Source organism: Bradyrhizobium oropedii (genome assembly GCF_020889685.1).
In the GTDB taxonomy this organism is placed as follows: domain Bacteria; phylum Pseudomonadota; class Alphaproteobacteria; order Rhizobiales; family Xanthobacteraceae; genus Bradyrhizobium; species Bradyrhizobium oropedii.
In genome coordinates this window covers 1-13,221 of sequence record NZ_JACMYO010000213.1, presented here as the reverse complement: position 1 = coordinate 13,221, position 13,221 = coordinate 1, and the positions used below count along the sequence as shown (strand labels likewise).

Annotated in this window: 16 protein-coding genes and 1 riboswitch; of the genes, 10 read left to right on the top strand and 6 right to left on the bottom strand. The window is 65.1% G+C overall.

The features are described 5' to 3' along the window. Positions 1-152 precede the first annotated feature (152 nt). A complete protein-coding gene (locus H8A95_RS36855; protein ID WP_229187536.1) occupies positions 153-650 on the bottom strand; it encodes a type II toxin-antitoxin system HicB family antitoxin in 498 nt (165 codons plus the stop codon). Positions 651-735: 85 nt separating this feature from the next. Between H8A95_RS36855 and H8A95_RS36850 the strand changes: the two genes are divergently transcribed. Beyond that, positions 736-1,608: a protein-L-isoaspartate O-methyltransferase family protein gene (locus H8A95_RS36850; protein WP_229187535.1), complete on the top strand. Its 873-nt coding sequence runs from the start codon at positions 736-738 to the stop codon at positions 1,606-1,608. 118 nt (positions 1,609-1,726) lie between these two features. On the opposite strand, the gene H8A95_RS36845 is transcribed toward H8A95_RS36850, so the two are convergent. After that, the gene (locus H8A95_RS36845) at positions 1,727-2,182 is read right to left on the bottom strand and encodes a DUF4304 domain-containing protein (protein WP_229187534.1); all 456 of its coding nucleotides are present in this window, start codon (positions 2,180-2,182) and stop codon (positions 1,727-1,729) included. A 67-nt stretch (positions 2,183-2,249) separates the two neighbouring features. Continuing rightward, positions 2,250-2,933, bottom strand: a complete 684-nt coding sequence (locus H8A95_RS36840) for a DUF938 domain-containing protein (protein ID WP_229187533.1) — start codon at positions 2,931-2,933, stop codon at positions 2,250-2,252. A gap of 398 nt (positions 2,934-3,331) precedes the next feature. Between H8A95_RS36840 and soxX the strand changes: the two genes are divergently transcribed. The 9 genes from soxX to H8A95_RS36795 all read left to right on the top strand — a co-directional run bounded on the left by soxX (position 3,332) and on the right by H8A95_RS36795 (position 9,776). Beyond that, the gene (soxX, locus tag H8A95_RS36835; RefSeq protein ID WP_229187537.1) at positions 3,332-3,622 is read left to right on the top strand and encodes a sulfur oxidation c-type cytochrome SoxX; all 291 of its coding nucleotides are present in this window, start codon (positions 3,332-3,334) and stop codon (positions 3,620-3,622) included. A gap of 32 nt (positions 3,623-3,654) precedes the next feature. Then, the gene (soxY, locus tag H8A95_RS36830; RefSeq protein ID WP_229187532.1) at positions 3,655-4,149 is read left to right on the top strand and encodes a thiosulfate oxidation carrier protein SoxY; all 495 of its coding nucleotides are present in this window, start codon (positions 3,655-3,657) and stop codon (positions 4,147-4,149) included. A gap of 23 nt (positions 4,150-4,172) precedes the next feature. Then, a complete protein-coding gene (soxZ, locus tag H8A95_RS36825; protein ID WP_092122527.1) occupies positions 4,173-4,484 on the top strand; it encodes a thiosulfate oxidation carrier complex protein SoxZ in 312 nt (103 codons plus the stop codon). Beyond that, entirely contained in the window at positions 4,481-5,338 is an 858-nt protein-coding gene (soxA, locus tag H8A95_RS36820; RefSeq protein WP_229187531.1) for a sulfur oxidation c-type cytochrome SoxA, read from the top strand. Before soxZ ends, soxA begins: the two co-directional genes overlap by 4 nt. Continuing rightward, entirely contained in the window at positions 5,335-5,649 is a 315-nt protein-coding gene (locus H8A95_RS36815) for a hypothetical protein (protein ID WP_229187530.1), read from the top strand. Before soxA ends, H8A95_RS36815 begins: the two co-directional genes overlap by 4 nt. A gap of 36 nt (positions 5,650-5,685) precedes the next feature. Then, a complete protein-coding gene (gene soxB, locus H8A95_RS36810) occupies positions 5,686-7,434 on the top strand; it encodes a thiosulfohydrolase SoxB (RefSeq protein ID WP_229187529.1) in 1,749 nt (582 codons plus the stop codon). Then, positions 7,431-7,886: a DsrE family protein gene (locus tag H8A95_RS36805; RefSeq protein ID WP_229187528.1), complete on the top strand. Its 456-nt coding sequence runs from the start codon at positions 7,431-7,433 to the stop codon at positions 7,884-7,886. Before soxB ends, H8A95_RS36805 begins: the two co-directional genes overlap by 4 nt. 115 nt (positions 7,887-8,001) lie before the next feature. After that, the gene (locus tag H8A95_RS36800) at positions 8,002-8,445 is read left to right on the top strand and encodes a DsrE family protein (protein ID WP_229187527.1); all 444 of its coding nucleotides are present in this window, start codon (positions 8,002-8,004) and stop codon (positions 8,443-8,445) included. 290 nt (positions 8,446-8,735) lie between these two features. Continuing rightward, on the top strand, positions 8,736-9,776 hold the full coding sequence (locus H8A95_RS36795) for an MBL fold metallo-hydrolase (RefSeq protein ID WP_229187526.1): 1,041 nt from the start codon (positions 8,736-8,738) through the stop codon (positions 9,774-9,776). A gap of 172 nt (positions 9,777-9,948) precedes the next feature. Here H8A95_RS36795 and H8A95_RS36790 read toward each other — a convergent pair whose 3' ends face one another. The 3 genes from H8A95_RS36790 to H8A95_RS36780 are packed head-to-tail and all read right to left on the bottom strand — an operon-like array spanning position 9,949 to position 12,595. Next, positions 9,949-10,782: an ABC transporter substrate-binding protein gene (locus tag H8A95_RS36790; RefSeq protein WP_229187525.1), complete on the bottom strand. Its 834-nt coding sequence runs from the start codon at positions 10,780-10,782 to the stop codon at positions 9,949-9,951. After that, positions 10,782-11,555, bottom strand: coding sequence for an ABC transporter ATP-binding protein (locus H8A95_RS36785; protein WP_229187524.1), 774 nt, complete (start codon positions 11,553-11,555; stop codon positions 10,782-10,784). Before H8A95_RS36785 ends, H8A95_RS36790 begins: the two co-directional genes overlap by 1 nt. Next, the gene (locus H8A95_RS36780; protein WP_229187523.1) at positions 11,552-12,595 is read right to left on the bottom strand and encodes a FecCD family ABC transporter permease; all 1,044 of its coding nucleotides are present in this window, start codon (positions 12,593-12,595) and stop codon (positions 11,552-11,554) included. The genes H8A95_RS36785 and H8A95_RS36780 overlap by 4 nt, the downstream gene beginning before the upstream one ends. 112 nt (positions 12,596-12,707) lie before the next feature. Then, positions 12,708-12,905, top strand: a riboswitch (cobalamin riboswitch). Positions 12,906-13,221: the final 316 nt, after the last annotated feature.

Here is a 13,221-nt window from a genome sequence, read left to right as displayed (position 1 = left end):
TGCGAGCCTTGCGGCGCAATTGCGCCGCTGGGCGAGCCTCGAAGGATGCACGGCCACCAGCCGGGCCGTCGCCCCTTCGAGACGGCCGCTATGCGGCCTCCTCAGGGTGACGGTGATGGGATGCGCGCTGGGTCAGACAGTACGCGCATCACCTACCGCAACGGCTTCTTGCCCGGTCGCTTCTCCGCGCGCAGCGCGCCGGTCTTGTGCACCTTCGAGCGCGGCGCGATCGGGGCGCCGCGCGGATATCCACCCGGCCATTCGAGTGCGAGCGAGCTCGCGAAGCCGAAAAAGCTCGAGCGGCTCATGCCGAGCTCGGCGGCACGCTTGTCGATGCGCGTGATCAGACTCTTCGGCAGATAGACGTTGACGCGCTCGGATGGATCGGGCGGATCGACGCCCACCATGAAGAAGGCGGCAACGTCGGAGCCCTTGGGCGGCACGATACGCTCGATCGGCGTCGGCTCCGGCAGCGCGTGGCCCTGCTCGACCCAGCCGTCGACCGCCTGCGCCAGCGCATGCTCGGCACGCTCGATCGCCTCTTCCTGCGACTTGCCACCGACGACGCAGCCGGGAAAGTCCGGAAACCAGGCACCGAACGCGCCGCGCGAACCGCGCTCCAGCACGGCCGGATAAAGCCGTCTCTTCATTCTGGCCTCCGTCGTTGGAGTATGCTATTTCACACACCTCGGTGTGTCAAATCACACAACGCGTCAATCGTGGGAGGGCCCGGCAATGGACCCGCAAGCCGAACTCCGCATCGTTCGCGCGGCCTATGCCAAGCAGATCCTGGCCGCCGCCAACGTCAACGATGCGCGCGTGGCCGCGGCCTTCGCCGCCATCCCGCGCGAGGACTTCGTCGGCCCCGGACCATGGCTGATGCTGCGGTGGTGGACCGGCGACTATGTGCCGACGCCCGATGCCGATCCGGTCTATCTCTACACCAACGATCTGGTCGCGCTGCGGCCCGAGCGACGCCTCAACAACGGCCAGCCATCGCTGCACGCCTATCTCATGCATCAGGCAGCGCCCGCAGCGGGCGAACACGTGGTGCACATCGGAACCGGCACCGGCTACTACACGGCGCTCCTCGCACATCTGACCGGACCGTCCGGACGCGTGACCGGCATCGAATACGACCCTGAGCTTGCCGCGCGCGCCCGCGCCAATCTCGCCCCCTATCCGAATGTCGAGATCATCGCGGGGGACGGCACGCGCGCATCGTTCGATCCAGCCGACGTGATCTATGTCAACGCCGGCTGCACCCGGCCGGCCGCACGATGGCTCGACGGGCTTGCCGACGGCGGCCGCCTGATCCTGCCGCTGACGTCGGACGAGGGCTTCAAGGGCGGTGCGCCGGAGCAGATCGCGCGCTCTGGCGCGGTGTTCCGTGTCCGGCGCGAGGGCGCACAGTATCAAGCCACCTGGATCTCACCGGTCGCGATCATTCCGTGCGACGGCGGTCGCGACGAGATGTCGGAAAAGGCCTTGGCCGAAGCCTTCGCGCGCGGCGGTTGGCAGAAGGTGACGCGGCTCTATCGGAATGCCGAGATTCCCGACGAACGCTGCTGGCTGCGCGGGGACGGATGGTGCCTCGCCTATGATTGAGTTGTATCCTTCCCGCGTGAACATCAGGATCAAGTTGACGGCCGGCAGTTTGAAGGTGCCAATGAGCTTCGTTCGCCAGCGTCCTGAGCCTGCCATGCAGAGCATCTCGCTCCCCAGGTCAGCTCACTGTCAAAAGCCACTCTTTCGCAACCTTGGTCACTAAACCGCCCTCCAAACGACGCGCACGATAGGCTTCAACGAGTCCCTCTTCCGTACCAAGTCGCTTCACATTGGTTGCAATTTCGCTGCCGATTAGCTCTGCGAGTCTTTGGTATGCCTCCGGTTGGCCTGCGTCGCCCAGGTCACCCGCGGCAAGGATGGTCTCTTTATGCTGAGGAAATAGTCTTTCGAGCCTAAAATACAGATGCGTTTGCTCCACGCTCCCGGGCTCCTCCATTCCTCCCCCACTGAACCAAAAACCGACATTGATGAACCATTGACTGCCAAAGCCCTTCTGAACTCCCACGAGCGTAACCATTCGGTCGTGCGAAACGCGCATCAGGTCTCGATCCCTCACGAAGCCCTGCTGCAGCAATGCTTCGAATAGACCCTTCTTGAATGCAGTCCGATTCATTATTTCCTGCTCGAGACGTCAATGACCGAGGTCCAGGTCTCGCCGTGAACGGGCGATGGACGCCGTTTCATCGCGATTGTGCCCGCACGAACATCAGGATCATGTTGTTGGCCGGCATCTCGAAGCTGCCGCCGAGCTTCAGCCCGACACTGTCCGCAAGCCGCTCGAGATCGGCGATATCGCGCACGCCCCACTCGGCGTCGCGCTCACGCAGCGACGTATCGAACACGGCATTGCTGAGCGCGGTATGCTTGCCGCCGCGCTTGAACGGGCCGTAGAGAAACAGCCGGCCGTCGGCGCGCAGATGCCGTGCAGCGCCGGCGAACAGGCCCTCGGCGACGCGCCACGGCGCGATGTGGATCACATTGGCGCAGAAGATCGCGAGCAGATTGTCCGGACCTTTGCCGTCCGATGGCGCCGGCGACCAGGCGGGGTCAGACAGGTCGATCGGCTGCGGCGGCTTGATGTTGGCAAGGGCGGCATGCGCGCGCCACGCCTCGATGCTGCGCAGATGCGCGGCATGGAGGTCGCTCGGCCACCAGGTGATGTCGGGGGTCCGGCCGGCGAAATAGACGACATGCTGGCCGGTGCCGCTGCCGGCTTCCAGCACGTCGCCGGATTGACCGGCGAGGTAATTCTTAAGGACCGCCCAGATCGGCTGGTGATTGCGGTGGAATGCTGCCGCATCGAGCCGCCCGTCCGCCTCGACCGGCCTGCCGTCCTTGCCGAACTCCACCACGAACTCCGCCACCGCGCTTCTCCTTGTAATCGTATGTAGACCGAGCACCGCAATTGGCGAAAGCGGAACTGGGCGGCGATACTGCCAAATCCGTCATCCTGAGGTGCGAGCTCTTGCGCGCCTCGAAGGATGAATCGGCCCCAGTCGGGCCGTTGACCCTTCGAGGCTCGCTCCGCTCGCACCTCCAGCGACAAAGGCGAAGCCTTTGCGCGGGGGTGATGGAGTGATTTCCTCCGCAGGACATTAACCCCGTCGCAACGCGCCTATTCTCCGTGTTGCCAGCCGATGGCCTTTGTGCTTTCCACTCCTTATATTGCGATGGGATCATCGAGATTGAAGCCCGGGAAACGTCCTTGATCGCCACTTTCTCCAAGCCAGCCTTCGTCCTGGCGCTGCTGGCGGGCACCGCCATGGCCGCGCCCGCGCAGGCGCAATCCGCCGCCGAGGGACAAAAGCTGGCCTTCGACCGCGGCAAGGGCAATTGCCTGACCTGCCATGTCATCAAGGGCGGCGAGCTGCCCGGCAGCATCGGCCCCGAGCTGACCGGCCTCAAGGCGAAGTACAGCCGCGACGAGCTGATCGCGATCGTGACCGATGAGACCAAGCGCAACCCCCAGACCGTGATGCCGCCGTTCGGCCGAAACCGGATTTTGAGCGAGACCGAAATCAACGCGGTGGTGGACTTCCTGCAGACGCTGTGACGCGGCGACATCAGCTTGAGGAGATTTTTTCGATGAACATCACGACCAGCGAATTTTTCAGGACGCGCCGCCTGGTCCTGAAGGGCGCAGGCGTCGCCGCACTGATCGGCCTTGGCGTCGTTCCGTTCGACGTGCCTCAGGCGCTCGCCGCAGCCAACGACAAATATCCGGAAGAGGCGTTCAAGCAGAAGACCGAGGCCGACGCGATCAAGGCGCTCTACGGCAAGACCGCCGAGCCCTCGGACAAGGTCAAGATGGACGCGCCCGAAATCGCCGAGAACGGCGCCGTGGTGCCGATCTCCGCCACCACGACGCTTGCTGACGTCACCTCGATCGCGTTCCTGGTGAGCGAGAACCCGATCTCGCTGATCGCATCCTACAAGATTCCGGCCGGCACGCTGCCGAGCGTCGCCAACCGCATCAAGATGGCCAAGACCAGCAACGTCACCGTGATCGTCGAGGCCGGCGGCAAGCTCTACAGCGCCCAGAAGGAAATCAAGGTCACCGTCGGCGGCTGCGGCGGCTGAGTTCAATCAAGGGACAAAATCAGATGGCATCGAGCATTCGCGTGCGCGCCACATCAAACGGCGACACCACCGAGGTGCAGGCGCTGATCCAGCATCCGATGGATTCCGGCTTCGTCAAGGACGCCAAGGGCGAGATCATCCCGCCGCATTTCATCCAGGTGCTGACCTTCGAGTATGACGGCAAGCCGGTGTTCGTCGCCGACTGGGGCGGCGGCGTCTCCAAGGACCCCTACGTCAAGTTCGCCTTCAAGGGCGGCAAGAAGGGCGACGACCTGACGGTCAGCTGGATCGACAACAAGGGCGCGACCGACACCACGACGGCGAAGATTCAATGACGCGGCGCTTCGCAATCCGCGCAGCAATTGCAACGCTTGCGCTCGGCGTGCTGGCGCTCGCGCCGGCGCGCGCAGCTGACAGCGTCGATCCCGCCGCCGACAAGGCCGCATTCCAGAAATTCTTCACCAGCAAATTCCCCAAGCTGAAGCTCGAGGATTTCGTCAACGGTCCCTATTCGATGAATGAGGACCTGCACAAGCAGTGGGAGGAGAAGGAGCAGTTTCCGCCCTACGAGTTCTCGCTCGAGGCCGGCAAGGAAATGTTCTCGACGCCGTTCAAGAACGGCAAGACCTACGCGGACTGCTTCCCGAACCAGGGCATCGGCATCCGCCAGAACTACCCTTATTTTGATGAGAAGGAAGGCAAGGTCGTCACGCTCGAGCTCGCGCTCAACCGTTGCCGCGAGGCCAATGGCGAGGCGCCGTTCTCCTATGTGAAGGACGACATGGCGGCGCTCACCGCCTACATGGCCTTCACCTCGCGCGGCAAGCCGATGGACATCAAGATCCCGGACGATCCGCGCGCGCTGGAGGCCTATCAGAAGGGCAAGGAGTATTTCTACACCCGCCGCGGCCAGCTCAATTTCTCCTGCGCCACCTGCCACATCCAGAGCCCGGGCGAACGCATCCGCGCCGAGGTGCTGGCGCCGGCGCTCGGCATCCTGAACGCGATGCCGATCTACCGCTCGGAATGGTCAGGCATGGGCACTACCAGCCGGCGCTTCACCACCTGCAACAGCCAGATCCGCGGCGTGCCGCTCAATCCGCAGGACGACGAGTACCGCAACCTCGAATATTATTTGTCCTATGTCAGCAACGGCCTGCCGATTTCGGGTCCGGGAGCAAGGCCATGAGCGCGGCCATCAGAGCGATCTTTGCGGCGTCAGCCCTGCTGATCGCGACCGCGAGCGGCGCCCTCGCCGCCTCCGAGGCCGACTACAAGGCGGCCTATGCCGCGGCTGAAGCCGCCAACAAGGAAGCAGGCCTGCTGCGCAATCAGTGGACCACGACAGCCTCGACGCTATCCGCCGCAAAAAAGGCCGGTGAGGCTGGTGATTTCGACACCGCAGTCGCCCAGGCCAAGGAGGCCGAGGCGCTGGCAAAGGCATCGATCTTCCAGGCCACCAGCGAAAAGGAACGCTGGAAGGACATGGAAGTTCGCTAAAGGCGCGCAGGCCACGGGGGCCGCGCGGAGAGAGTGATGATCATCCGCCGCCGGGATTTCCTGAGAGCTTCGGCCGCCGCAACGCTTGTGGCCGGCCTGCCCCGCCTCGCGCGCGGTGCCGATACCGCCAGCGTCTACGACTTCGAACGCTTCGGCAACGCCCGCATCCTGCACATGACCGACACGCATGCGCAGCTCAAGCCGGTGTTCTTCCGCGAGCCCGGCGTCAATATCGGCGTCGGCGCGATGGCCGGCCAGCCGCCGCATCTGGTCGGCAAGGCCTTCCTCGACCGCTTCGGCATCCGGCCCGACAGCGCCGACGCCTATGCCTTCACTTGCGTCGAGTTCGAGAAGGCCGCCGTCCGCTTCGGGCGGCTCGGCGGCTTTGCCCATCTGAAGACGCTGGTCGACAAGCTGCGCGCCGATGTCGGCGACAAGCGCTCGATCCTGCTCGACGGCGGCGACCTCTGGCAGGGCACAGGCCTTGCCAACGCCATGAACGGCGCCGACATGGTGGAGGCCGCCAATCTGCTCGGCATCGAGGCGATGACCGGGCACTGGGAATTCACCTATGGTGAGCAGGTGCTGCGCGACAATCTCTCGCGCTTCAAGGGCGAGTTTCTGGCGCAGAACGTGTTCCTGACCGAGGAAGCCGCGTTCAACGACGCCAAGGCGTTCGATCCGGCCTCGGGGCGGGTGTTCAAGCCGTCGATCATCAAGGAGATCGGCGGCCATCGCATAGCGATTATCGGCCAGGCGTTCCCCTATGTGCCGATCGCGCATCCCAAGCGCTTCACGCCGGACTGGAAGTTCGGCATCCGCGACGAGGAGCTGCAGAAGCTCGTCGACGGCCACCGCAACGACGACAAGGTCGAGGCGGTGATCCTGCTGTCGCATAACGGCATGGATGTCGACCTCAAGCTCGCCAGCCGCGTCACCGGCATCGACGTCATCCTCGGCGGCCACACCCATGACGCGATCCCGATTCCGATCACGGTGACCAATGCCGGCGGCGTCACGCTGGTCACCAATGCCGGCTCCAACGGCAAGTTCATCGGCGTGCTCGATCTCGACCTTACCAAAGGCAAGGTCGCCAATGTCCGCTACCGCCTGCTGCCGGTTTTCGCCGAGCTGTTGAAGCCCGATCCCGCGATGCAGGCGCTGATCGACAAGATGCGCGATCCGCATGTCGACGAATGGAGCGGCAAGCTCGGCACCGCCGATCGTCTGCTTTACCGCCGCGGTAATTTCTCCGGCACCGTCGACCAACTGATCTGCGATGCGCTGCTGAACGAGCTCAACGCCGAGATCGCGCTGTCACCCGGCTTCCGCTGGGGCCTCACCACCCTCGCCGGCCAGCCGATCACGATGGAAGACGTGCTGTCGGAGACCGCGATCACCTATCCCGAGACCTACGTCGCGACCATGACCGGCAGCCAGATCAAGGACGTGCTGGAAGACGTCTGCGATAACCTCTTCAACGCCGATCCCTATTATCAGCAGGGCGGCGACATGGTCCGCGTCGGCGGCCTCGCCTACACCTGCACGCCCGGCGAGACCGTCGGCAAGCGCATCTCCGAGCTGAAGCTCGGCAACGGCAAGCATCTCGAAGCCGGCAAGCACTACAAGGTGGCGGGCTGGGCCTCGGTCAACCAGCAGAACGGCGCGCCGATCTGGGATGTGGTGGCCAAGCATCTGCGCACCGGCCGGCCGCCGAACCGCGACGAGCCCGGCGTGACGCTGAAGGGTGTCGACGACAATCTGGGCATCGCGAGGCACGGATGATTCGGCGCGCGCTCATCGCAGCGCTTGCCCTTGCGGCGATCGCGCTGGCAACGCCGCTCGCCCGTGCCCAGCTCGCGCCGTTGCAGGACAAGCCGTTCGCCGAGCACAAGATCGTGCTGCAACTCTCCGACAACGACCCGAAGAAGCAGGGCCTCGTCATCAGCGTTGCCAACAATCTGATGAAGCACTACGACCCCGACAAGGTCGCGGTCGAGATCGTCGCCTTCGGCCCCGGCATCGAGCTGCTCAAGCCCGACAACCCAAACCGCAAGCTGGTCGAGAGCCTGGTCGCGCAGGGCGCGCGGGTCGACGTCTGCCTCAACACCGTCGACACCATCGAGCGCGACACCGGCAAGCGGCCGGACTACATCGCCGCCGCCACCCCCGTGCAGGTCGGCGTCGCGCAGATTTTGCTTCTCACCGAGAACGGCTACACGCTGGTGCGGCCGTAACCCCGCCGTCATTGCGAGCGAAGCGAAGCAATCCACACTTTGCCGTAAGAAAGAAAGATGGATTGCTTCGTCGCTTCGCTCCTCGCAATGACGAGGTCACATTGAGAGACCCCCCATGCTTCGCCGTCTCGCCACCGCCGCGCTGCTTTCGCTTGCCTTCATCGCGAGCGCACTCGCCGGCGACAAGCCGCACCGCATCGCGATCCAGATCGACCAGAACGACCCGCAGGTCATTAATCTCGCGCTCAACAACGCGACCAACGTGATCGAGTACTACCGCGCCAGGAACGAGGACGTGGAGATCGACATCGTCACCTACGGTCCCGGGCTGCACATGCTGCGCAGCGACACCTCGCCGGTGCAGGACCGCATCAAGCGGCTCAAGGATGACGTCTTCCCGGGCAATATCCAGTTCTCCGCCTGCGGCAACACCAAGCAGGGCATGGAGAAGGCCGAGGGCCACGCGATCTCCGTCGTCCCCGACGCCACCATCGTACCATCGGGCGTGGTGCATCTGATGGAGTTGCAGGAGCAGGGCTGGAGTTACGTCAGGCCGTAAGCGGCTTTCCCCTATAGTCCGGTCATCCCCAAAACCAACTCCGTCACCCTGAGGAGCGCGCAGCGCGTCTCGAAGGGTGCACGGCCCCATTGCTTCCGCACGCCAACACTCTCGCGGAAAGAGCCGGGCCGTCGACCCTTCGAGACGCGCTGCGCGCTCCTCAGGGTGACGGTGATGGATTGGGAGTGACGGGGACCGGATTCGCCCGGGGGATGGATTTGCTTTGAATCGACCCTATCTATGGAATAATATCCTCCTCACGACTCGACCCGGAGAACAGGTAAGCCGTCATGATCTTTCGCCAGCTCTTTGACAGCGTGTCCGGCACCTACAGCTATCTGCTCGCGAGCCGCGCCGGCGGTGAGGCGCTGATCCTCGATCCGGTGCTGGAAAAGGCCGACCGCTACTGCAAGCTGCTGCAGGAACTCGATCTCCGGCTGGTGAAGGCCGTCGATACCCATCTCCACGCCGATCACGTCACCGGCCTCGGCGAGCTGCGCGACCGCACCCAGTGCATCACCATCATGGGCGAGCAGAGTAAGGCCGATGTGGTGTCGATGCGCGTCTCCGACGGCGACAAGGTGACGATCGAGGGCCTCTGCCTTGAGGCGATGTACACGCCGGGCCATACCGACGATTCCTACAGCTATCTGATGGGCGATCGGGTCTTCACCGGCGACACGCTCTTGATCCGCGGCACCGGCCGCACCGATTTCCAGAACGGCAGCGCGCGCGCGCAATACGATTCGATCTTCAACCGCCTCTTGAGGCTGCCCGAGGAAACCATGGTGTTCCCCGCGCATGACTACAAGGGCGACACCGTCTCCACGATCGGCGAGGAGAAGCGCTACAATCCGCGGCTGCAGGTGAAATCGATCGACGACTATGTCGAGCTGATGAACAACCTCAATCTGCCGAACCCGAAGCTGATGGATGTCGTGGTGCCTGCCAACATGCATGTCGGCCTGCACCAGGACGAGCTGGCCAAGGAAGGCCTCTCCCTCAGCGCACGCGATGCCATCGCAAGCCTCGGCCGGCCCGATATCCTGCTGGTGGATTTGCGCGAAAGCGGCGAACGCACCAAGCACGGCATGCTTCCTGGCGCGATGCACGCGCCTTATCCCGGTATTTGCGCCACCTTGCAGCCCGGCGGCATGCTGCGCGAAGTCGCGGCCGCGACCGGCCGCCGTGTCGTGTTCTTCTGCGCCTTCGGCGAGCGCTCGGCGATGGCGGTGGCCGCCGCGAAGAAGGCGGGACTGGCGAACACCGCCCATATCGAGGGCGGCATCGACGCCTGGAAGAAGGCCGGCGGGCCTGTGGTGATGGGATAATCGTCCAGCCATTGGCCGGCGCGCATTATTTCTCACCGTCACCCTGAGGAGCGCGCAGCGCGTCTCGAAGGGCGACGGCCCGGCTCTACCCGAGAACACCTGGAAATATCCGGGCCGTGCATCCTTCGAGGCTCGCAAGAGCTCGCACCTCAGGATGACGGATTACTGGGAGTTACCGCGCCACGCGCTGCAACTCTTCCGTCAGCCGATCCAGCGCGTCCGCCAGCATGACGCCGCCGCACACCGTGAGTCGCTCGGGCAGCACGATGCGCCTGGCTTCCGGATAGAAGCGCTCCAGCGCCGGATGCAGCAGGAAGGCGCGGCCCTCATCCTCGGCACGATCGCCGGCCTCCGACACCAGGATGAAATCCGGCCGCAACTTCACGATAGCCTCGAGCGAGGCAAACCCGCCCACGCCGAGGCCGAGTTCGCCGGCCGCATTGGTCAGGCCGGTTACCGCCAGCAGCGAGTTGATGAGGCTCTGGTCGCCCGACACAAAGCCGCGCCGCTCCAGCGGCAGCACGCGGTAATGATGCGCGCTCGCCACCGCCCGCGCACGGGCGATCGCCGCATCGAGGCGCACGATCTCGGCCTGCGCGCGATCCGGATGCTGCACCACATCGCCCATCGCGCGGATCTGGTCCCTCACCTCGTCCAGCGTGCGCGGCACCGTGAACTCGACGAGGTGCAGCCCGTTGGCCTTCAACAGATCGCGCGTCGCGCGCTTGTCGAACAGGCTGACGACGACCAGATCGGGCTTGAGCAGCAGCACATCTTCAGCCCCGCCGGACAGGCGCGGAAAGTTTCGCGCCTTCTCGGCAGCCCAGGATTGCCAGGCATCGCGCGAAAAGCGGCTGAGCCCGAGGATCTGGTCCGGGTCGGCGAGCGACAGCACGAGCTGGTCGCTGCAGACATTCATCGAGACGATGCGCGGTCCGGCGGCGGAGGCGGCTGCACACGACATCAGCCATGCCGTGACAAGGGCTGCCAGATGCCGCGCGCGCATCAGACGTCCGCCCACGGCACGATGACGGCCTCGCGCTGAAACTCCGCGCGATAGGCGCTAACCCGGAACACGCTCGCCAGAACACTCTCCGACAACGCCGCATCAGGCGCGCCCTGCGCTGCGAGCCGTCCCTCCGACAGCACCAGCACGTGATCGGCAAACCGTGCAGCAAGCCCGAGATCATGCGTTACCACGATAACCAGCACGCCGGTGTCGGCGACGTTGCGCAGCTTCTGCATCACGTCGATCTGGTGGCGCGGATCGAGCGAGGCGGTCGGCTCGTCCGCCAAAATCACCGGCGCCTCCACCGCGAGCACCCGGGCCAGCGCGACACGGCTGCGCTCGCCGCCGGACAGCTCGGTGACGCGGCGATCGCTGAATGCCGTGACGTCGACCGCCTGCATCGCCCGCAGCACCGCCTCCATGTCCCTCGGTGACAGCCGTGCCGGATCGGTCGCGCCATGCGGATAGCGGCCGAGCGCCACGATATCGCGCGCCGGCAGCGGCCAATGCACCATGTGCCCCTGCGGCAGATAGGCGAAGCGTTTCGCCCGCTCGCGCAACGCAAGCGACGCCAGCGCATCGCCACCGATCCGGATCTCACCATCGGACGGAATCAACCCGGCCAGTGCGCGCAGCAGCGTGGTCTTGCCGGCACCGTTCGGCCCGACCAGCGCCACCAGATGGCCCGCTGCCAGCGACAGCGAGACATCGCGCAGCACCTTGCGGTTACCCAACGACGCATCGAGGCCGGTGGCGGAGAGCAGCGTCATGCCGCACCTCCGCCGAGCGCGCGGCGTTCGCGCATGATCAGATAGAGGAAGAACGGCACGCCGATGATCGAGGTCAGCACGCCGACCTTGATGTCCGACGTCGAGGGGATGATGCGCACCGCGATATCGGCGGCGAGCAGCAGCGCCGATCCGGTCAGCGCACTCGGCACCAAGAGCCGCGCCGGATCGTGACCGATCAGGGGGCGCATCAGATGCGGAGCAACGAGACCGATGAATCCGATCGTGCCTGTCACCGCAACCGCGCCGCCGACGCCGAGCGCCACGCCCGTGATGACGAAAAGCCGCAACCGCCCGACGTCGACGCCGAGGCTCTGTGCCGCTTCCTCGCCGAGCGTCAGCGCGCGGAACGCGCTCGCCTGGCTCAGCAGGATCGCCGCGCCTGCGATGATGAAGGGCAGCGCCAGCGCCACATGCTGAAAGCTGCGGTCCTCCAGCGAGCCGAGCAGCCAGAACGCGATCTCCAGCACCACGAAGGGATTGCTGGAAAGGTTCATCACCAGCGCCGTCGCGGCGCCGGCAAAGCTCGAGATCGCAAGCCCCGCCAGGATCAGGATCAACAGCCCGGCATTGCGGCCGGCAATCGCGAGCAGCGCGAACACCGAGCCGAACGCTGTGATGATCGCTACCACCGGCAGCGCGTAGGAGCGGACATCGGCCAGGCCCAGCGCAATCACCAGCACCGCGCCGAAGGCCGCCGATTGCGGCGCGCCGAACAGCGACGGCGAGGCCAGCGGATTGCGCAGCAGTCCCTGCAGCGCCGCACCGGATAACCCGAGAATACCGCCGATCGCGAACGCCAGAATGGTGCGCGGCAGGCGGATCTCGCGCACGATCACCTGCGCCACGTCGCTGCCGCCGCCGAACAGCGCCTCGATCACCGCAAGCGGAGACAGCCGCACCGGCCCGATGCCGAGAGAGAGCACCAGCAGCAGGACCACGAGCGCGAGCAGCGCCGCGGTGGCGCCCCACCGGCGCCGCGCCGCGACCTCGGCAGCCAAGGCAAAATCCTGCACGCTCATTGGATCCATGCTCTTACAGCGATCGCCGTGGCAGACAAGCGACACTCGACAAAAACCGGGGCCGCCTCGCCATTGCCCGACTTCCGCCGGATTGACTTTACCGCCCGGCCGAACCCTAGATGACCATGACGGTTCTTTCATGAGATGAAAAGGGAATGCGGTGCGGGGAAACCTCCCCAACGCCGCGGCTGCCCCCGCAACTGTAAGCGGTGAATCCTTCGTCACAAGCCACTGGGAATTTCGGTCCTGGGAAGGCGACGAAGGGTAACGACCCGCGAGCCAGGAGACCTGCCGTCAGCCGTGGTCACACGCGAGGATGCCGGTCGGGGAGTACAGGCATGAGCTTCACCTGATGCTGCAAGCACGATGGTGAGACTGCTTCGCGGTGACGTGCCACTGACGTTACCGAGGTCTCGCTTATGTTCTCCATGCCATGCCGTCGGCGGCGCGCGCTTCTGCTCGCGTCGACGATGATCGTGCCTGCCATTCTTGCCTCCACCGCGCGGGCGCAGCAGGCGCCCGCTCCCGATCAGCTGCCGGCGATCGAAGTCACCAAGCCGGGCGACCAGAATTTTACGCGCGCCAAACCGGCTGCCGACGAAGCGCCGGCACCGCGCCGCCCGGCG